We start from the raw sequence: 19,772 nt of genomic DNA, 5'->3' as shown, positions 1-19,772 counted from the left end.
GACATAAAAGACCGTACAAGAGAAAACCCTGTACGGCCAAAAACGCAGTTACCTTGGATCTTTCCAAAAATTCAGCGGCTTCATATCCTTGGACAATATCTCGAAGCGGTAGCCTTCACTTTGCAGCTTCGCAATAATCTTCGGCAGCACACCAACGGTTGTCGCCTGATCATGCATCAGAATAACCGGCGCTATCCCCTTTTTCTTCAACTGGCTTACAGCGGAAATCACTTCGTTGTAAATCTTGTCCGGCTCATTCGGATGCTTCCAATCCTGGCTGTCTACATTCCAGTCCCACAAACGGTAGCCTTCTTGCGCCAGCTTGTCCCGATACTCCTTGGTCAGATTCGGCTTGCTGCCATATGGGCTGCGAATCAGCCTGGTTTCCACACCAATCAGTTCCTTCAGTTGATCCCGGGCCCCGTTCATTTCGCTCAGCGCCGACTGCGGAGACTTATAAAACTTCTTCACCTCATGGGTCATGCCATGAAGCGCAACCTGGTGGCCTTCCTGATGGATTCGTTTGAGCTCGTTTTTATATTTCGGCATATTCTTGCCAACCATGAAGAAGGTCGCTTTCGCATCGAATTGTTTGAGTACATTCAACAAATCGTTGGTATGTGCGGTAGGACCATCATCGAAAGTGAAGTAGATCGGCAGCTTGTTCTCGCTTTCTTCTTTTTTCAGCAGCGCCTTATGCATCTCTACGAACTTCTCGTTGCTTAACACCTCTTCGCTGTTTGCAGCTCTCACAAGCGTTCCCTCAGAAAGCGTCGTCAGCTTATAGCCAAAATACTGGGTCACATAAGCAAAAGGCACCATCAAACGATTTTCTCTGGTGAACATCCAGAGTTTAGCTTCCTTCCCGTCTCCGGTGACGATTTTATTGTCATTCCCCCAAAGCGACAGCTTCATATTGCCCTTAGTCAAGCGGACTTCTTGATTACTTGCGCTAATCGTAAGTTTCATGGCGGCGGCCAACTGCCGAACGGGCACGAACAAAACATTGGAATGCGTCTCGGGCACTACATCCGGAAATGTCAGCCGCTCGTCATTGACGCCAAAGTAAACCTTGCCTGAAGCAGCGTACGAGACGGGCGCAGTATGAGAAATCATAATCGAGCACAGCAGCAACAAAGCAAATACAATTCGCAATCCTTTTCCCATACGAAAACACTCCTGATTATAAAATATGTATGCTTCTTCCTTCTACACTACTAGACGAATTCCTCCATCATAAGGTTCAATTGCTGAGCAAGTTGTCTCTCTTTATTTATTGAACAAAGGTGTTTCTTACTCTCACAGAATGTTTGAAATACGGAATCCAGACTGCGGCGCCGATTAAGTCACGGCCTACTACTCCACAGTTTCGGCACATTTACGTTTATTCCTGCTTGTTTCGACATTAAAATGCACGACATGTCGTCTATTTCCTGGAGGGGAACGGCCAAAATTCATTGCCTGTCGGTTACTCATCCAAAGGTATGAATGAGGCTGATGAAAAACGGGATACTAAAATCAGTTACAAAAAATCCAATTTTTTAAACTTATGGAAATGGTCAATTAAACACCGATTCATGTCACGGCACCGACAAATTTACCGATCCTATCCTCCTTTTCTTTTGTCCCTGCATAAGCGCAAATTTTTTGTTGACAGGTTAAAATAATATTTTTATATTAATCAATATATTGACTATTTATTGGTCAAGTATTGAAGGGCGGGTGAAGAATGGACCAGATAGATGAGCTAAGAAAGGATATTATATTAGATATTTACCGTGCCTCCAATCTGTTGGAGCGTGTCGGACGGGGAATTGCCATTCAGCACGGGCTAACAAGTATCCAGCAATGGTTCATTATTGGAACGCTGTTCCGTAGTCCTGAGGGCCAGCTAACTCTGAAGGAGCTTTCGGAGAACATTCTGGTCACCAAACAGAACATGACAGGCATGGTCAGGAGACTGGAACAAGCCGGACATATTGTAACCTGGAAGGACCCTGCAGACCGTAGAAGCACGCGCGCAAGGCTCACCGAGTCTGGCAAGCAAGTATTTCATGACCTGCGCAACTCAGGCGTTTCCAGCAATGTCAGATCCTTTTCATTTCTGAATGATGAGGAAACCCGCAGCTTTGCCTTGATGCTGGAACGCCTGGTAAGCGAATTACAGCAACTGGAAGCAGCAGACAAGCCGGAGCATGCCTGATGCGATTTTTACTATGGTAACGGTTAAAAATAGAGAAAGTAGGCGCAATTCAATGGATAGAACGAGAACCAATACAACCTGGACCGTAGCGGGTCTGCTCCTTGGCCTGTTTATGGCGGCACTGGACCAGACGATTGTATCTACGGCAATGCCGACGATTGTCGGGGAGTTCGGCGGCTATGAACAGCTCGTATGGGTATTTTCCGCCTACATGATCGCTAGTGTGATCACTACGCCAATTTTCGGCAAACTGTCGGATATGTATGGACGCAAGCGATTTTTCCTGCTCGGACTCGGCATTTTCCTGCTTGGCTCCATATTATGCGGATTGGCTGACGGCATGACTCAGCTGATTTTATTCCGGGCGCTCCAGGGGATCGGCGGCGGGGCAATTATGCCGCTCTGCTTTGCAGTTATTTTCGATATCTTCCCCGTCGAGAAGCGGGGCAAAATGAACGGGTTGTTTGGGGCCGTATTCGGCCTGTCGAGCGTATTCGGGCCTTTGGCCGGAGCATTCTTCACGGATTATGTGAACTGGCGCTGGGTGTTTTATATTAATGTTCCGTTCGGTATTATTGCGGTGCTGCTAATTATCCTGTTCTACAAAGAGGCTGGAGAGAAGAAGAAACAGGCCATCGACTGGGGCGGCGCGCTGCTGCTGACAGCAACAATTCTCAGCCTTATGTTCGCTCTGGAGCTTGGCGGCAAAACCTATGCATGGAACTCGGTGCAAATTCTCGGCTTGTTTGCAGCCTTCATTGTGCTGCTGATCCTGTTTCTGGTCGTTGAGAGCAAGGTTTCGAACCCTATCGTTGCCTTGAATTTATTTAAAAATAAAGTCTTTACCGCCAGCCAGGTCTGTAGCTTCCTGTACGGCGCCATTCTGATTTCCGGCGCAACCTATATTCCGATTTTCGTTCAGGGCGTATATGGCGGCTCTGCAAGTTCCGCCGGTCAGACGCTGACCCCGATGATGCTTGGTGTGGTCGCCAGTTCTGCGATCGGCGGAAGGTTTGTAACCAAATTTATGTTCCGCAACATTATGCTAGTGTCTGCCGCCATTCTGATCATCTCCCTGTTTCTGCTGGGAACGATTGATGCGGAAACACAGCGCTGGCTTGTGACCGTGTATATGGTCTTTGTCGGTCTTGGCATCGGGGTTTCGTTCGTCATCTTCAATATCGCTACTCTCCACGGCATCAGTCCCCAATACAAGGGGGCGGCGACATCACTGGTTGTATTCTTCCGGACGATCGGCTCTGCGCTTGGGGTAACGATCTTCGGTGTGATCCAGACCACCCGGCTGAAGGACAATATCGCCGCAGTCCTGCAGGACCCTGCAATGGCGGAAAAATTCGGAGAGCCGCAAGCACTGCTCAATCCAGCAGTTCGTCAGATGTTCCCTGAAGAAATGTTGCATCGCATGATAGCCGGATTGGCTGATTCCGTCGCCTTCCTGTTCCAATGGAGCGTTGCTCTTCCGGTCATTGCCGTTATCTTCATATTCATGCTTGGTCGCGCAAGGGTGCCGGAAGGGGTCCAGACAGAGACCCCGCGCAGCTTCGAGTAAACCTCCAAGAACAGAAGCTTAATACAAGAAAAAGCTTATATTGGCTGATATTTCAAGAAATCCCCTATGAATGCAGCATTCATAGGGGATTTTTTATACTGGATCAGCCGACTTTAATGATCGTCAATGAGGCACCCTGAGCGCCTGATTGAAGGATTACTGTAGCGATTAAGCCGTACATTTGTAAGGAAATCATTGAACCTGCTGATATATGAGTAATAATCGAGGCATTATAGCTGTCTTTGCTAACATTAGGGTTAATCGTGCTCGCTGTATTTGGACTACCGTTAATAATCAATCGAGTAGATCCTAAGGTCAAGTGATTCAAATTAATCGAATATGAAATGTAATAGTAACCGTCTTCATGCACAGTAACCGTATCATTGGAGCCATTAATAGTAAAACCGGAACTTGTATACTGGCCGTTTGGAACCGGAATATTCGTTCCCCCAAGAACGATGGGAATAATTGATCCTGACGTGTTGACTGCAAACATGGATTGGATTGCACCTGTTCCTGGATCACCTTTATCTCCTTTACTACCCTGTGCTCCTTGTGGACCTATTAAACCCTGTGGTCCCTGTGGACCAACATCCCCGGGGTCACCCTTGTCTCCTTTTGGACCTGTCGCTCCTGGGTCGCCTTTGTCTCCCTTTGAACCTTGGGCTCCTGCCGGACCTGTCTCTCCTGGGTCGCCTTTGTCTCCCTTCGGACCTTGGGCTCCTGCCGGACCTGTCTCTCCTGGGTCGCCTTTATCGCCTTTCGAACCTTGGGCTCCTGCCGGACCTGTCGCTCCTGGGTCGCCTTTGTCTCCCTTCGAACCTTGGGCTCCTGCCGGGCCTGTCGCTCCTGGGTCGCCTTTATCGCCTTTCGAACCGCTGGAGCCGGAGTAACCCTGTTCTCCTTTTTCTCCTTTTTCTCCTTTTTCTCCCTTATCTCCCTTATCTCCCTTATCTCCTTTAGGGCCTTGCGATCCTTGAGATGTTGGTGGATTGTCCGCTCCGTTGTCCTTTGTATTCCGAATGTTGACTTGCCGTTTCAGGCCATCCCAAGAAATACTCAAGTCCAGCGCATTTGCCAGCGCCCGTATCGGAAGATAAACCGTATTATTAAACATCAGCGGCTGCACAGTATTTCCTTCGCTGTCCAGCAACTCCGTTCCTACTCCATTAATGTATACTCCACCCTGAAGTACTGTACCGCTTAATACCTTTCCGCTTTCGACAACTCCGGAACTGCGATCGCCAGATTTATTTGAAGAAGCGGTATCTATGTAGACAGCCTGCTCACTTTGGTTCCATTTCACCTGCAGCCCAAGTACTTCAGATGTCGCGCGTAAAGGCAAATAGATTGTATTTTTTATCGTAATCGCAGCATCTCCAAGCTCAGCTTTTTCCCCATTGATATAAATTGGAATATCGGCAGTAATCCCCTGCTGCTTGTTTGGCAAAGCCCCTGCTACAGGAACAGAGAATGTTGCAGAAACAACTAATGAAGCCGCCAATAGTCCGCTTAGCACACGAAATTTCATGGTGTTTTCCCTCCGAAATAATATAAGATTTCAACTTCTCTATTAAGCTGTGGAATGGCTATGTATCTAAGCTGCAAACCGTCATGCTCTGCTCCTCTTGGAGCAATGACAAACCGCCCCCTTAATAATTAAATTCTTCCGTACAATAAAAGACAGAAAACCTTACGACAACAGACAGCATCCTATATTATACAACCTTTCATCGAAGCAAATAAACTTTTTTCTACACGAATCGGTTTATTTGTTGGTTGAGGCTAAACCTCAAAATTAGTGCTGGACATTAAGGAGAGAGAAGCAAAGGGTCAGAGGAATGCTGGAAAAACGATTGTGCTCGCCTTTATAGCCCGATTCCCCCTGCAAACTTCCAAGTGAAATAAAGGAATCGGGCTTTAACAGCGATCGGAAGTATCCGCTCCCACGCAGCGGTCTCTCCCCCTGGAGGTCCAGCACTAATTTTGGTTTTGAACCTGGAATGAATTTATAAATTTTCAATTCCTGAAAAATGGACTTTTGCTCATTTTGCTTACCTGTAAATAGGCAGTTGCATAGGATAACTGGAGTATAAGAAATCACCGAGAGGAGCATCATAATGTACCCTTCATGCAATCACTATTATTGGCAGAATTCAATGCAATCCCACTGGAATAACAAATGGAGTTATAACTGGAACCCCCACGATTACAACTGGAACAATCGCAACAATAATCCATACGGAAATATTGCATTGCAAGATTATGGAGCAAGACCATTTGTAGTGAATATTGACCAGGCGGCAAAGCAGAACCACAACTACCGTACCGCTTTATGGACAGGTACACATCTCCAGGTAACATTGATGAGTATTAATGTTGGTGAAGACATTGGTTTGGAAGTCCATCCGACAACCGACCAATTCATCCGAATTGAAGAAGGTCAGGGACTTATTCAAATGGGTAATAGCAGAGATAATCTGGATTTTCAAGCAATGGCTTACAATGACTATGCTATTATGATACCTGCAGGAACATGGCACAACGTAATCAATACAGGTAATCGTCCTCTTAAAGTTTACTCTATCTATGCGCCACCTAAGCATCCATTTGGTACAGTAGAGGAAACAAAAGCAATCGCCCAAGGTACGAAATAATATCCATAACTTTTGGATTAAGACTTCGGCCACGGCAATGTCTTATATGATTTTCGAACCCGCTTCCCTGATCCTTATGAAACCACCGAATATTGCGTAATCCCATCTCACGCTGGCAAAAATAAGAGAAACAAGAACAGCGTCCTTTTTGGACCTGTACAGTATGACAACAAGAAAAAAAGCGAGGGCAAGCCCCATAACGTAGCCGTGATTGCTTGCATCAGCAAGGTATTACGGCTACGTCATGCCAAAAAGGCCAACCTTTCGCTTCTTAGAAAGTGTCCATTCCCTGCAACCCACTCAATGGAGGCTCATGCCAGTCCGCAAGGCCAGCACATCAGGGCGCGCAGAAATATATCGCACCGCATCCATATATGCGTTATTCTTCCTCGATCTCACGACGAACCGGATCGTGATCTTCTCAATTCCCCCATCACCAGTCTGGCTGGAGAGCACCTGCAAGCTAACAATATCGAGCTCACGCTGCTTGAGTGCCTGCGAGAGCATCACAAGTCCCCCGGACCTGTCCAGCAGTTCCACCTCAAGCTCATGCTTGCTCCTGGATTTTAGGTAGATTTTTTCCATCTTATTCAACAGATAAAGGCTAATAAGCACGAACAATGTGCATAGTCCGGCAGCAAATAGGAAGCCTGCCCCGACACATAGCCCGATGGCAGCAACAACCCAGATCGAAGCGGCGGTAGTCAGCCCTTTAACTTCACTGCCGTTGCGCATAATGACCCCCGCACCGAGGAAGCCGATACCACTAATGACCTGCGCTGTCAGCCTGGCTGGGTCCATGCGCACATTCGGTTCATTAACGAATTGGGAGAAGCCGTATATTGAAAGCAGCATGATCGTGGTAGAACCCAGGCAGACGAGAATATGCGTCCTGAAACCTGCTGCATGATTGCTCCACTCGCGCTCGATACCGATTAGGCCGCCAAACGCGGCAGAGATGAGCATGCGCAGCAGAAGATCGCTTTGCGTGATTTGCCAAAGCTGCTGTGTGGCCCCTGCCATGCTATATCGTCCACTTTTGCAGCAATGGCCTGCTGCCCTCACTTGCCTGACCTACGCTCACATATACTGCATCGCAGCGGTCATAGCTGTCAGCAGCTACAGCTCGGCAAGCGGTTGCGACTTTTCCTTCCCCTGTCTCCATCCGCACAACTTCCTGCCTATTCACAGCTGCCGCATAAGCTTCCCCTGCTGCAATCGCCAGCACCCGATGTGCGCCAAGACTGATCACCTGTAAATCTGACGTCTGCGAGATCTTGGCCGGCAATGAGGTGACATACATATTGTGTCCGTTTGTCGAGGTCAACAGCAGTTGCCCATGCTCGCTATGCAGCGAGACATTGTAACCGCTCCAACTGTCCCATGCCAGCACCTGCCGCATATAGACGAAGCTTTGCTGCTGCGCATCATAGGCATACAGCTTGCCGGTCGCCGACAACGACCATAAGCTTTCGCCATCAGCGATCAATGCTGCGCTTGGCTCCTCCAGTGCAGCGTGGCCGATAACCGCTAGCGCACCATTATCTGCCGTCAACATAACATGCTTCAGCTCATGCCCTGCAGCAACCCAGACACCGCCAGCCGGATGAGCAGCCAAGGCAGTCGCTGTTTCGGCCAGCGTTGTTTTTATAAATGGCCATGGCCCCTTCTCATCACGCACAAATCGCCACGGGCTATGCCGATCTGTCGCGCCTGCTTCGTTGCCCCAAGCCATCCAAAGCTGATTGCCGCAAGCGGCAACGCTTGTTAGCGCCGGGCCGATATGATACGTGCCAAACACCCCTTCAACCCACGGCTCCGCCTCCCATGAAAAGCCGTCCGTCGTCGATACAATGCAGCGCGTTGGCGACAATGGTACTAGCCCGCCCTTAACGGCAGGGGCTTCGCCGACAGATACTGCATGTACATACACCGGCTCCAGACGCGGCTGCTGCACGAGCGTATCGAGCTGGCCGGTATGCGCCCAGCCGCCTTCCTCTGTCACTTCACGCTTTATATGATCCAGCGTCAGCACCTTCACCCCGTCCGTATCGATGTCCAGAATGCGGGACTGGCGATTGCCATCCCGTGTAAATGCCGCCCCATGAACGCCTGTCATAAAGAAATGCGTCCCGAAGCGATACGTGTGCGAATCCGGATGCCCGTGGCTCAGATGGTAATGCGCCGAAAACCAGAGCACAATTTCAGGCGTATGCTTAAATAGCTCGTACCAGCGATACGGGTTATGGTTTTCATCGAGGTAGGCATTGGTCGAGCGAACATGGACACGCGGCACTGTCCGCAGGCCGGCTCCCACCGGCGGGGCATGGGTGAAGAAAATGACCGGCACGCCTGGCCGCTCCTTCAGCTTCGCTTTTAGCCAATCGAACTGCTCGTCTGTCGCAAATACTTCTTGAACATCGTAGCATGAATCCGGGCTTTGATTTTCCGTTGCAGCGAAGAAGAAGCGATAGTTGTCATATTCAAGCACCCCATAGGGGCAGTCCAGTTCGAACATACGCAGGAAACGCTCCTGCATCGTACCCTTGGGCTGCTTGCCAGGTCCCGATTCGCGCTCCATATCATGATTGCCGAGGATCGGGCGCAATGGCGCCCCGGCCTGCCTCAGGAAAGCCTCCGCCTCCTCAAGCCCTTCGACCGAGCCGATCTTCCCCTGGCTGCCGAAATCGCCAAGCGGAATAATCAAGTCAGGTGACGCAGCAGCGATGTCTTCCATCGCTGTCCGGGTAATGCCGTAGTCTTCCGGCTTCAAGTGAAAATCTCCTAGTATGACGACCCGCATACGCACACACTTCCTTTCATGTTCGCTATCCTTTTACTGCGCCAGTGGTAATGCCTTCAATAATATATTTTTGCATGAGCAGGAAGAAGACGACCATCGGAATGATCGCATAGCTGAGCGCAGCCATCGCCAATCCCCACTCATTGTTGTATTCACCGAAATAGATGGATGAAGCGAGCGGAATCGTCTTGTTCTTCGCTGACGTTAGCGTAATGAGCGGAAGCAAAAAATCGTTCCAAATCCACAACGTATGCAAGATCGCAATTGTTGAAGTGATCGGCTTCATGAGCGGCAGCAAAATGCGGAAGTACACGCCAAACGTGCCGGAGCCGTCAATCTGCGCTGCCTCTTCCAGCTCGCGAGGAACGGATTTGATAAAGCCATGATACAAAAAGAGTGCCAGCGGCACACCGAATCCGCAATAGATAATGATAAGGCCGTACAAGGAGTCGATCAGCATCAGTTCCTTGGCAACTTTCACAAGTGGAATCATCAACGTCTGAAACGGAAGCACCATGGCCGACAAAATACCAAAGAAAATAATATTGCTCACGACGCCTGGGCGCCTGACCAGTTGATAAGCTGCAGCCGAGCTGAAGAGCAATATAGCCGATACCGCCGTAACGGTAATAATAAGCGAATTCAGGAATGCACCCGGAATGTTGATCTGATGCCAGACCGTCCGATAGTTGTCGAAATTGAAGGATTTCGGAAACGCCCAAGCAGACGCCATAATTTCATTGTATGTTTTGAAACCGCTCACGACGGTGATGTAAAGCGGAAACAGGAAAAGCAGGGCAAGCACGATCATACTAATTTCCAGCGAAAATTTGCCAATGCCATAACGTTCTTGCTTCACATTTCCACCTCCTTACGCTTCATGACGCCAACCTGCACCAACGTAATCCCGGCCAGTACGAGGAAGAAGATAACTGCCTTTGCAGCGCCATACGTAAACAGGTTTTTGACAAATGCATCCGAATAAATCTGCAGGGCCAGCGACTCCGTCGAGCCGAAGGGACCGCCACGGGTTAAAGAGAAGTTCAGGTCAAACGCCTTGAAGCTGCTGGAGATGGCCAGAAAGAAACAGACGGTCATCGCCGGGCGAATAAGCGGCAGCGTCACGCTCCACAGCCTCCTCATCCGGCTTGCGCCGTCGATCTCGGAAGCTTCAAGCAGATCCCGGGGCACGCCTTGCAGCGCAGCCAGGTAGATAACCATGAAATAGCCCGCCGAATGCCATACTGCGACGATGACAATCGACCAGAATGACATGTCCGGCATGCTGAGCCAGTTTTTCTGGAAGAGTGCGATCCCGGTCGCTTTGCCGATTTCCCCAAAAAGCTGCACAATAATGAATTGCCAAATAAAACCAATAATAACTGAACCCACAACATGCGGCAGGAAAAATCCGGTCCGCAGCAGATTGCGTGATTTAAGCGCCATATTAAGCGCAAGGGCGAGCAGAAAGCCCGACAGATTAAACAGCACCGCCGTAACCGCAACATATTTGAACGTAAACGCCAATGATTTTCCGAAGTCCGTGTCGTCCAGCAGGCGCTTGTAATTCCCCCAGCCTACCCAGGAAGCCTGGCTTGCAATGCCGTCCCAATCCTGAAAGGAGTAAATAATGGCGCGGATAAGTGGAAATAAAATAAAGGCTATAAAAAAGAGAACCGCCGGTGCTACAAACACGATATAAGTCAGTGCATTTCTCATGCCTGTCTTCATCGTTCTCAACTCCTTTCCAGCTTGCACGTACAGTATAAAGGCAACGGGCCCCTGAGTGATGCTTGATAGGAGCCCGTTGTGCGTATTATTTATTAACGCGGTTGTCCCAGTCCTTCTGCAATTCAGCAATCGTCTGCTCACGATCCCCTTGTCCGCCGATATATGCCTGAATCCGTTTCACCGTGTCCTCACGGTAGCCTACCGGCCAAGCGCTTTGCGTCCAGGTAATCCCTTTGCCGCTCTCGACGTAAGCAGCCATGTCTTTTGCCAATGGGCCGAGGTCATCTGTAGCCTTTATGTCCGTAAACGCCGGGAAGAACTTGAAGGAATCCACCAAATACTTCTCACCGTTTTCATGCAGCCAGCTCAAAAACTTCTTGCTTTCCTCCACATGCTTGGAATCCTTATTGATTACGTAGTAGCCCGGTACAGAAATCGGCATTTTCGTTTCTTCTGCATTGTCGGTCAATGGCAGTGCAAACATGCCGATGTTAATGTCCGCATTCACTTTGGTGATCGGGTCGATTGTCCAGACGCCGTTGTTGATCATCGCGATTTTGCCTGTCGCAAAGTCGGATACCTGGCTGTCATAGCTTACGCCCAGCGATTCCTGGCCTTCGCCATATTTCATGCCCAGATCCAGCACATCGAACACATTGTTTAGAAACGGCAGGTCGGCAAGCTTCATCTCTTGCTTTTCCAGCTTCGCCAGGGTAGCAAGCGGATCTTGCTCATAGGCGAATCCGAGGTTCAAAATATGGTACAGCGGGAAGCCTTCCTGATACGCCTCTTTATACGGCTTGATGCCTGCAGCCTTCAGCTTCTCTGCTGCTGCTTTCAGCTCGGAGAACGTCGTTGGCGGCGTGTCGATGCCTGCTTGTGCAAACAGATCCTTGTTATACACGACGCCGAACCCTTCGAATGCCAGCGGGAAGCCCATTTTCTGCCCGTTCATCGTCATGCCCTCGATCGTAAGCGGGGATACGCTGCCCATCCATGGCTCGTTGGACAAATCAACCAGCTTGTCGGACCAGGATGCCATCGGGTTATAGCCTGCTGTTGTGAAAATATCCGGCGCATCTCCGGAAGCGAAACGGGTCTTGAGCATGGTCAAATAGTCCTTTACGACCTGCACCTCGACAACAACATCCGGATTGTAAGCGTTATAGTCCGCCACCATCGCCTTTACCTTATCCGTAATTTCAATCTTGTTTTGCAAAATTTTAATGACCGGCTTCTTTTCTCCTTTATTTGCATCCACCGATTCACTCGTGCCGCTCTTCGTATTGCCGCCAGCGCAACCTGCCACTAATACAGCAAGGACTGTGAATACGATTGCACTTGAAAACCACTTTTTCATGCCCATTCCCCCATAACAAGTTTTCCTTACAGCTATAAGTCTACCGATTTCCCCATGCGCCAAGAAGATAATTTTTTAACCTAAAAGGGTAAAATCGTGACTTGGTTACTTGCCGGCCTGTTCCTTGCGGTACTGCAGGGGAGAGACGCCCAGTTGCTTTTTAAATACTTTGCTAAAATAATTTTCATCCGCATAACCGAGCATATTGGCCAGCTCCGAAACGTTCATCGTCGTATGGGCCAGCAGCATTTTAGCCTTACTCATGCGCAGCGCGGTCAAGTAAGTAATGACTGACGTATTGTACATTTCCTTGAATTTGCGCGAAATATAGTGCGGATTGAAGCTGAACTTCTCCGCCAGCGTCGTCAGCGAGATATCTTCCTGGAAATGATCGGTGATATAGTTGTACACATCATCGATGCCCCGGCCGCCACGCACATCGTCCTGCTCTTCAATCATGTCCTCCCACAGCTTGATGAGCAGCCGCTCCCATTCCTCAAAGTCACCGATCCATTGCGGCATCAGCTTGTTCTCAGCCTGCAGCTCCGGCATCGCCGTCCCGCCAAGCTTCTCAAGCATGGCGTTCGCTTCCAGCGTGTAGCCTTGCAACTCCTTGAGCCGCAAGCGCCCCCGCTCGCGCAGCCGGGCTGCAAATGCCTGTACTGCGCCGGCTGCCGCCCGCTTCTCCTTCTTCTTCAGCGCCACCTCAAACATCAGTTGCTGATCCTTCAGCCTTAGCGGCGCGGCCTGTTCCTTATTGTCTATGCTGCGCTCTTGGAACAGATCGCGATCGAGCAGCGCTGCGCGCGCGCCGATAATGGCTTGCGGCAAGCCTTCGATGCCGGTTTCGCCCTGATTGAGGCCGGTCAGCACCTTCAGGCCGAGCGTGGCTTCCCAGGCTGCCATCACTTTATCGATATAGTAGCCATGCGGGCTCCCGGCATAGCTTGCATCCGCAGCGGTCAGCAGCAGCCATTGGTACTCATCCAGCCGGCAGAAGTAATGTGCACCGTAATGGCGTAAAATTTCATGGGCAATATTGTTCAGCGAAAATACGAACAGTTCCATATCTCCTTTAAACCGCATAAAGACTTGTGCCCGATTGCAAGGCAAAATTAATGCGGTTCGCACCCGCTCCAGCGGCAACCCGCGCCGTGCAAAGACTCGCCGGATATCCTCGCTGAACGCCGTCTCCCCTTTGAAGTAGCCGGCCAGCTTATGTTCATCCATCAGCGCATCGGCCATGCGCAGCTTGAAGCCGGTCTCGATCTCCTTCTCCAGATGGGACCTGCGGGTCTGCCAGGCTGTGATCGCCTGCTCCAGCGCAAGCTCCAGATCGCGCTTGCGCAGCGGCTTCAGCAAATAATCGATTCCCTTGGCCAGCAAGGCGGCTCGCGTATAGGCGAAATGATCATACCCGCTGGCGACGATCACTTGCGTATCTCCATCCTGCTCCCGCAGCGTATGCAGCAATTCTGCCCCGTCCACACCAGGCATATTCATATCGCAGATGAGTACGGCTGGCTCATGCCGGGCGATTAGTTTCAGCGCCTCAGCGCCGTCCTTGCCAAACAACACTTCCTTCACGCCAAAGCTTTCCCAATCAACCATCAGCATAATAGCTTCACGTACATGCTCTTCATCATCGACGATCAATACTTTCATCAGGTTCCCCTCCAGTTGTCAATAGATCGGTTGAGATGCCAAGCGATATGGCTGTTGATTCGTAAGGAATGCTTCTGATGTCCCACTCAAAACCGGTCCCATACAACAACTGCAGCCGGTGCAGCACATTCATCAGACCGATGCCATGCTGCTTCTGATAAGGTTCCGTACTCGCATACTCCTCCTTCAGCAGCCTCACGGTCTGCGGGTCGAAGCCTTTTCCGTTGTCGATCACCCGGATATACAGCTTCTCCTCTGACCATTCGATTGCAATATGGAGCACGCCGCTGCCTTTGCCCTTCTCGAACCCGTGAATGACGCTATTCTCCACGAGCGGCTGTAAAATCATTTTCGGCACGCGTAACGGCAGCGCCCCTGGCGGGCAGGAAATCGTATAGGACAGCCTATGATTAAACCGACTCTTCTGCAAGGACAAATAATCCTCCATCTGCTGAATTTCGCGCCCTAGCGGTACATTTTCCGTCTCCAGGTCCATGCTGTAGCGCAAAATCGAGCCCAGCTCGGTAATTTTGTCGTTTACCTCAACAACACCTTTGCGCAGGGCCAATGTACCGATCATCTGCAGCGTATTGTACAGAAAATGCGGATTAATCTGGGCTTGCAGCATTTTCAGCCGTGCCGTTGACACCTCCAGCTTGTTGCGGTAATCCTTGATGACCAGCTCGTCCAGATTGCGGACCATCGTCTGGAATCGATGCTCCAATACGCCAAGCTCATCAACATTGTGATGCATCGGCTCCATATTGAAATTGCCGGATTCGACGCGCCGGATCATCCGTATAAGCCTCCGGATCGGCTTGATAATGATAAATGTCAAAATGGCGGTCAATACAATTACAAAGCCCAGGCCGAGCAGTTGGATAACCAGCACGCGGCTAAGCATCTGGTTGGCCGACTTGTAGATGAGGTCCATGGGCACAAACTTGGCAATCGTCAGCGGCAGCTCCTTATGGGTATCCTTCAAGTAAATGTAAATGCCCTGCTCCCCATGAAGCGTTCCTTCGAAGGAACCGGTTTCATACACGAATGAAGCCGCAGCCATCTCCTGCGCATCCTCCCCTCCGCTTGCATAGAGCAGGTTCTGGCTATCTTTCACGTACAGAAACGTCTGCTCGCCAGATGACGGTTCCGCAAGTGGCCCAAGCACAGAAGCGATTTTATCGATTCCGATGTACAGTGTTGTCAGCCCAAGCACCGTCGATTTCGGGTAATCAACAAGCGGCTTGTGCATGACAAGCACCCGCTCTTTGCCGAGCTCAGCGACTTCGAATTCCTTCGAATCATCCCATTGCGAGTGGTGCTTGGGCACAAATGTGTCGGCGATGCTGCTGAGCGAGCCGACCTGCGCATTGTTGTACAGCATGATCGTCTGATTGATCTGGGTGTTAATATAACGGACAGCACGAATTTCGGCACGGCTCCCGTACAGCTGATTGAGTTGCTCACGGATCTGGAATTGCAGTGCAGCCGATACCTCCGTCTTGCGCAGATTGTCCATAAGCCCGGTGTCCTGGTAATAGGCAACCATGTCAAGCGACAGCTCATGCATATAGCGTTTGACGTTGTCGAGCGCAAGACTCATCGTCTTCAGGTTCAGCTCGATCGTCTTCTGCCGAATGCCTTCCGAGGTGGTCCGATACGATACCACATTGGAGAGCGAGAACGGTATAATCGAGGCGATTAACATGCCTAATAATAGCTTGGCAAACAAGCTCTTCTTGATCCACATGGTATTCATTCCTTCTATAAGTTCTTCTGCACAGGTGGAGGCTGCTCTCCCATGCATATAGCGGTAGGTTGCCTGGGGCGACCTGCCGCTACTTATCGCTATCTTACCGAACTTCGGTGAAACGAGCAATTGGAAGTCCTTGCGAATAGTTAACAACGATCATGGAAATTTTATACAATTAAAACATTTGCTTGTCGCGAGAATCCGGAAAATTCGGCTTATCTCACTTGCGGGCACACACTGCCCAACCAAGCCAGCCCGTGCTGGGCAGCGCCGAGAAATGCCTGGCACGGGCTGGCTTGGCACGACTTGGCCGCGACTCTCCCACCCCCGAACAACACAAACAGGCTGCCTCTGGGCGATCATCCCCTCGGCAGCCTGTTCCAGCGTTTATTCCCGCTGGGTGCAATTTCGCGATGTGACATTTTCATGCTCTTGAAATACGACAATAAAGTTAAGTTCCTGGAAACTTGTTCAATTCCTACTTATGGGAATGCTCTTGGTCCTCTTCGTGATCTTCATGGCTTCCATGGTCTTCACCCAAACTCAGATGATCGTAAAACTCATCGTAGACGGACTTCGGCTTCTCGCCTTCTGTCCAGGCGATTAGCCAACCCTTACTGTAGTAAGCTACAGCCGGAAGCTCCTTGTAGAAATCGACGAGCGGCACTCCCTTGCTGTTGCGAAGCTGCATCGCCCCTCTGTTGTTCGCCAGATTGACGCGATGCACGGTCAGGCCCCTCTCTTCCGCAGCCGAAAAAATAATCGGCTCCATCCGCTGGCAAAGCTTGCACCCAGGTTTGTAGTAATAAACAAAGCTCGGCTCCTCGCCATCAATCAGCGCCTTTAGCTTGTCTATCACTTCCTTGCCGGTCCCGGTCAGCTCATAAGGGCTGGAAGACTGCTGCTCGGCCGTGGCCGGACTGAGGGGCCATTCTAGCCAACCCCAAAGCACGAGGACGACGGTCAGAAAGAGCAGCAGTGTTAAGCTGCCGGTAATCAGCCACTTGCCCCTGGACGATATTCCCGATTGCCGGGGAGGCTCAGCGCTGGTCCAGCTTTCTTTTTTCCCAGCTCCTGTCCCTTTCTCCATCTTCTGCGTTCTCGAGCTTTTCGACCCTTCAGGCGCTTTTCGCATTTCCATCCTTTCTCCTTCCGAGCAGCATTCTCTGTTGTTTTCCGCTTACGTTCGCTTACATTCGCTCGCATATGCCCTCTTCTAGAACGGGACGACGACGGCTACTTCAATAGCTTGTTGGCTACATAGGCCACATCCACAGCATCGATAACCCCATCCTTATTCATATCCAGCCTGGCGTCATAGCCGCTGTCGGCCGATGTTTTCCCATTGGCTCTGGCTACGCGGACGAGATCACTCACAGTTAACCCGTCTCCATTAATATCCGGGTTGGAGATGGCGACACTGCTCCGAACTTCCTCCGACAGCTCGATGGCGCCGCCATTGGAAAGACGAACCTCCGAACCCTCATCGATGGTAAAGCGCGCCAGTCCATCGATGGCCAGCTTGGCTTTGAAGGTCAGTTCCACCAGCCCCTTCTTGCCGCTCAGTTGCTGGGCTCCGCCTTGTGTACCGGTCAGCCGCAGCTTGCCGTTCTGATTTGTGAAGGAAAGAGAAGAACCATTGCCTTCACCGCTAAAATCACGATGCAATTTAGGCTCGCCTACAAGTTCTACCAGTTCAGTGTTATAACCTACATACAAGTCAAACCCGTTAAATCCCTCTGCTTCGGCCTTGAGGACCAAGGTGAAGGTTTCCCCCGGCTCAACGATCTCGGCCTGCTTCTCAATCAACAGGGCAAGCTCACCGGCAGATGGCAGTTGGATGAAGGTCGTATAAGGCGCTGCCATCGTCTGATTCGACTGGTCCTTGACGCCCTGGACGGTCAGTTGGTAGATCTGATCCTTTCTCAGCGCGGATGCCAGCGTAATATCCGCTGCAGTCTGATCCTGATTCAAAGTGATCGCTGTCACCTGGACAACCGCCGACGGATCATTTTGCGGAGACACACGGAAATGCTCGCCTTCCAAGCTCGCTGTCTCGCCGGCGACAGCCTTGTTGAATGCCACCGTCACGGTACGCTCATCCTTGATCGTCACAGCCGTCACTTCCGGGCGCGTTACTTGAATAATGTAACGTTCCGTGACGACTTCACTCCGATTCCCCGCACGATCAATCCCGATAAATCTCAGGACCGTGTCCGAAGCTATCGTGATCGGCTCCGCGTATGTCGGCGATGAGTCCTGCGGCTCCGAGCCGTCCAACGTATAGTGAATGGCTGCCAACGGGTCGTTATCCGTTATTTTCAGGGTAACCGTTTGCGGAGCAGAGTAGGTACCTCCGGCTGGCTGCGCCTCAACTACAGGCTTTGTTGTATCGGGCCCGACAAGCGAGAAGGTCTCGTTCTCCTTCAGAATCAATTGCTCGCCCCCGCCATATACCCGGATGACCGGGAACTGGAAGATCAGGTCATCGGGGTTCTTTCCCTCTTGAAGCTTAAATGTAATCTCCCCAAGCTTCCCGCTCTTCCCCTGCGGATTCGACGTAAGCGAAGGACTTAAGATGATCAGTTTGTATAGTTGATCCACCGTGTCATAATTGTCTGCACTGCTGAATTGGATAGCCATGTTATCCGAACGGAACTTTCCGCTCGCAGCATCCAACGCGTCTGGCGCCTGAATTTCCAGGTTAAATCCGGTAAAGTCCTTAATCAGTTTATCGTATGAGAAAGACAACTTGATTTGATCACCCTCACGGGTTCCTTCAATGAGCAAAGTACCGTTGGGGTCCGTCAAGGATTGCGAAGCGGCTGATGCCAGATGCACCGCGAACAAGAAGAGTACGAACGACCACATTGCTGTTTTCCCGAAATGATGCATAGTTTCTCTCCCTCCCTAGAAATTATGGCACAACCACTTTAAATTCGGGATGCTTCGTTTTCATCCCGTTCACATTCAAATAGAAATTTATCGCATCATTGATGTCGTTCGCATTCGCCGTACCGTCCCGATTGACATCATAGAGATACGCGGTTTGATTGAGCTGCTCAGGATCGATTTCGTTACCTCGAAGTTTCCATTCCGGATGTTTGGTCTTCATACTGTTGATGTTCAAGTAAAAATTAATGATATCGTTGATGTCGTTCGGATTAGCGACACCATCTTGATTCACATCATAAACATACGTCCCTGTCGGGATGACCAGCACGTAATCGACGATCCCGCCACGGCTCTCCAGGTCCCGCATCAGTTGCCGGGATGAAGCCGATACCGCATATCCTCGCTGATGGAGATAATCCAACTGAGCGAGTCCGGCAATCGGCTCCAGCCGGCTCACGGGGTTGAAGGCAAGCGACAGCTTCTGCAATTGTCCAAGCTGCTCCAGGCCCGTAACACCGGCAATTTTATTTCCCTCCAGATTGAGCGATTGCAGTGCCGTCAATGTCCGAAGCGGCGAGACATCCTGGATGGCATTGGATGCCAGATTCAGCTCCTGAAGCCGGGTCAGCGTACCAAGTCCTGTCAAACTGCCGATCTGATTGCCGGCAGCGTACAAGTGCCGAAGCTGGGTCAGCGTACTTAGCGCGCTCACACTCGTTAGCCGATTGTTTGTCAGCCATAACGACTTCAAGGAGATCAAGGTACCTAGCGCATCAGCTGACGCGATCTGATTGCCGTTCAGGATCAAGGTTTCCAGTCTGGTCAGGGAACCAAGCTTGGCAATATTGCTGATCTCATTATTTGACAAGTTCAAGGATTGAAGGTTCACGGCATATTCGAGTCCGGCGATATTGCGTATTCCCCGGCCTGCGGCTTGGAGCTGCGTCAGTCCCTGGAGATCCTCCGTGGAAATGGCTCCGGATGGCTTATGCAGCGCGTCCCGCACAGCGGCCTCCAGGCCCGCATCAGCGAATGTAACCGCTGCTCCGATAACAGAAATCGGATTCGCAATTCCAATAAAGAGCACGCTCATAATGAGACAGCTCAGAGCTTTCCATCCTCTCAATCTTCTTCC

At 50.6% G+C, this 19,772-nt stretch carries 16 protein-coding genes; 3 read left to right on the top strand and 13 right to left on the bottom strand.

Going from position 1 to position 19,772, the window contains the following annotated elements; all coding sequences use genetic code 11:
- Positions 1–48: 48 nt before the first annotated feature.
- Both JFN88_RS04790 and JFN88_RS25120 read right to left on the bottom strand, forming a co-directional pair.
- A complete protein-coding gene (locus JFN88_RS04790) occupies positions 49–1,167 on the bottom strand; it encodes a polysaccharide deacetylase family protein (protein WP_199018188.1) in 1,119 nt (372 codons plus the stop codon).
- Between the two features lie 106 nt (positions 1,168–1,273).
- Positions 1,274–1,378 carry a DUF2569 family protein gene (locus JFN88_RS25120; protein ID WP_199018187.1) on the bottom strand — a complete coding sequence of 35 codons (105 nt, stop codon included), beginning with the start codon at positions 1,376–1,378 and terminating at the stop codon, positions 1,274–1,276.
- Positions 1,379–1,729: 351 nt separating this feature from the next.
- Between JFN88_RS25120 and JFN88_RS04780 the strand changes: the two genes are divergently transcribed.
- Together JFN88_RS04780 and JFN88_RS04775 are read left to right on the top strand one after the other, a co-directional pair.
- Complete coding sequence (locus JFN88_RS04780) at positions 1,730–2,203, top strand: MarR family winged helix-turn-helix transcriptional regulator (protein ID WP_199018186.1); 474 nt, start codon at positions 1,730–1,732, stop codon at positions 2,201–2,203.
- Positions 2,204–2,255: 52 nt separating this feature from the next.
- Entirely contained in the window at positions 2,256–3,773 is a 1,518-nt protein-coding gene (locus JFN88_RS04775) for an MDR family MFS transporter (protein WP_199018185.1), read from the top strand.
- Between the two features lie 103 nt (positions 3,774–3,876).
- Here JFN88_RS04775 and JFN88_RS04770 read toward each other — a convergent pair whose 3' ends face one another.
- Positions 3,877–5,304: a BclA C-terminal domain-containing protein gene (locus JFN88_RS04770; RefSeq protein WP_199018184.1), complete on the bottom strand. Its 1,428-nt coding sequence runs from the start codon at positions 5,302–5,304 to the stop codon at positions 3,877–3,879.
- A 589-nt stretch (positions 5,305–5,893) separates the two neighbouring features.
- On the opposite strand from JFN88_RS04770, the gene JFN88_RS04765 reads away from it, so the two are divergent.
- A complete protein-coding gene (locus JFN88_RS04765) occupies positions 5,894–6,430 on the top strand; it encodes a cupin domain-containing protein (protein ID WP_199018183.1) in 537 nt (178 codons plus the stop codon).
- Positions 6,431–6,730: 300 nt separating this feature from the next.
- Here JFN88_RS04765 and JFN88_RS04760 read toward each other — a convergent pair whose 3' ends face one another.
- The 10 genes from JFN88_RS04760 to JFN88_RS04715 form a co-directional block, all read right to left on the bottom strand.
- Positions 6,731–7,453 (bottom strand): MgtC/SapB family protein, encoded by a 723-nt coding sequence (locus tag JFN88_RS04760; RefSeq protein WP_199018182.1) that lies wholly within the window; start codon positions 7,451–7,453, stop codon positions 6,731–6,733.
- Between the two features lies 1 nt (position 7,454).
- Positions 7,455–9,233 carry a metallophosphoesterase family protein gene (locus JFN88_RS04755; RefSeq protein ID WP_269846512.1) on the bottom strand — a complete coding sequence of 593 codons (1,779 nt, stop codon included), beginning with the start codon at positions 9,231–9,233 and terminating at the stop codon, positions 7,455–7,457.
- A gap of 25 nt (positions 9,234–9,258) precedes the next feature.
- Complete coding sequence (locus JFN88_RS04750) at positions 9,259–10,092, bottom strand: carbohydrate ABC transporter permease (RefSeq protein WP_332908435.1); 834 nt, start codon at positions 10,090–10,092, stop codon at positions 9,259–9,261.
- The gene (locus JFN88_RS04745; RefSeq protein WP_199018180.1) at positions 10,089–10,964 is read right to left on the bottom strand and encodes a carbohydrate ABC transporter permease; all 876 of its coding nucleotides are present in this window, start codon (positions 10,962–10,964) and stop codon (positions 10,089–10,091) included. Before JFN88_RS04745 ends, JFN88_RS04750 begins: the two co-directional genes overlap by 4 nt.
- Positions 10,965–11,049: 85 nt before the next feature.
- The gene (locus JFN88_RS04740) at positions 11,050–12,324 is read right to left on the bottom strand and encodes an ABC transporter substrate-binding protein (protein WP_199018179.1); all 1,275 of its coding nucleotides are present in this window, start codon (positions 12,322–12,324) and stop codon (positions 11,050–11,052) included.
- Between the two features lie 105 nt (positions 12,325–12,429).
- Positions 12,430–13,989: a response regulator transcription factor gene (locus JFN88_RS04735; protein ID WP_199018178.1), complete on the bottom strand. Its 1,560-nt coding sequence runs from the start codon at positions 13,987–13,989 to the stop codon at positions 12,430–12,432.
- Positions 13,967–15,739, bottom strand: a complete 1,773-nt coding sequence (locus JFN88_RS04730) for a histidine kinase (RefSeq protein ID WP_199018177.1) — start codon at positions 15,737–15,739, stop codon at positions 13,967–13,969. Before JFN88_RS04730 ends, JFN88_RS04735 begins: the two co-directional genes overlap by 23 nt.
- 481 nt (positions 15,740–16,220) lie before the next feature.
- Positions 16,221–16,877: a YbbN family protein gene (locus tag JFN88_RS04725; RefSeq protein WP_199018176.1), complete on the bottom strand. Its 657-nt coding sequence runs from the start codon at positions 16,875–16,877 to the stop codon at positions 16,221–16,223.
- Between the two features lie 101 nt (positions 16,878–16,978).
- On the bottom strand, positions 16,979–18,637 hold the full coding sequence (locus JFN88_RS04720; RefSeq protein WP_199018175.1) for a chitobiase/beta-hexosaminidase C-terminal domain-containing protein: 1,659 nt from the start codon (positions 18,635–18,637) through the stop codon (positions 16,979–16,981).
- 22 nt (positions 18,638–18,659) lie between these two features.
- The gene (locus JFN88_RS04715) at positions 18,660–19,763 is read right to left on the bottom strand and encodes a leucine-rich repeat domain-containing protein (RefSeq protein WP_199018174.1); all 1,104 of its coding nucleotides are present in this window, start codon (positions 19,761–19,763) and stop codon (positions 18,660–18,662) included.
- Positions 19,764–19,772 lie beyond the last annotated feature (9 nt).

The sequence above is a fragment of the Paenibacillus roseus genome (assembly GCF_016424485.1).
Lineage (GTDB): Bacteria > Bacillota > Bacilli > Paenibacillales > Paenibacillaceae > Paenibacillus_D > Paenibacillus_D roseus.
The sequence above is the reverse complement of the archived record's forward strand: the minus strand, read 5'-3'. Positions and strand labels throughout refer to the sequence as shown.

What these genes read in the sequence shown, in the direction of transcription:
- JFN88_RS04790 (WP_199018188.1), bottom strand. Translation starts at nt 1,167, where the DNA reads ATGGGAAAAGGATTGCGAATTGTATTTGCTTTGTTGCTGCTGTGCTCG.
- JFN88_RS25120 (WP_199018187.1), bottom strand. Translation starts at nt 1,378, where the DNA reads ATGTGCCGAAACTGTGGAGTAGTAGGCCGTGACTTAATCGGCGCCGCA.
- JFN88_RS04780 (WP_199018186.1), top strand. Translation starts at nt 1,730, where the DNA reads ATGGACCAGATAGATGAGCTAAGAAAGGATATTATATTAGATATTTAC.
- JFN88_RS04775 (WP_199018185.1), top strand. Translation starts at nt 2,256, where the DNA reads ATGGATAGAACGAGAACCAATACAACCTGGACCGTAGCGGGTCTGCTC.
- JFN88_RS04770 (WP_199018184.1), bottom strand. Translation starts at nt 5,304, where the DNA reads ATGAAATTTCGTGTGCTAAGCGGACTATTGGCGGCTTCATTAGTTGTT.
- JFN88_RS04765 (WP_199018183.1), top strand. Translation starts at nt 5,894, where the DNA reads ATGTACCCTTCATGCAATCACTATTATTGGCAGAATTCAATGCAATCC.
- JFN88_RS04760 (WP_199018182.1), bottom strand. Translation starts at nt 7,453, where the DNA reads ATGGCAGGGGCCACACAGCAGCTTTGGCAAATCACGCAAAGCGATCTT.
- JFN88_RS04755 (WP_269846512.1), bottom strand. Translation starts at nt 9,233, where the DNA reads ATGCGGGTCGTCATACTAGGAGATTTTCACTTGAAGCCGGAAGACTAC.
- JFN88_RS04745 (WP_199018180.1), bottom strand. Translation starts at nt 10,964, where the DNA reads ATGAAGACAGGCATGAGAAATGCACTGACTTATATCGTGTTTGTAGCA.
- JFN88_RS04740 (WP_199018179.1), bottom strand. Translation starts at nt 12,324, where the DNA reads ATGAAAAAGTGGTTTTCAAGTGCAATCGTATTCACAGTCCTTGCTGTA.
- JFN88_RS04735 (WP_199018178.1), bottom strand. Translation starts at nt 13,989, where the DNA reads ATGAAAGTATTGATCGTCGATGATGAAGAGCATGTACGTGAAGCTATT.
- JFN88_RS04730 (WP_199018177.1), bottom strand. Translation starts at nt 15,739, where the DNA reads ATGTGGATCAAGAAGAGCTTGTTTGCCAAGCTATTATTAGGCATGTTA.
- JFN88_RS04725 (WP_199018176.1), bottom strand. Translation starts at nt 16,877, where the DNA reads ATGCGAAAAGCGCCTGAAGGGTCGAAAAGCTCGAGAACGCAGAAGATG.
- JFN88_RS04720 (WP_199018175.1), bottom strand. Translation starts at nt 18,637, where the DNA reads ATGCATCATTTCGGGAAAACAGCAATGTGGTCGTTCGTACTCTTCTTG.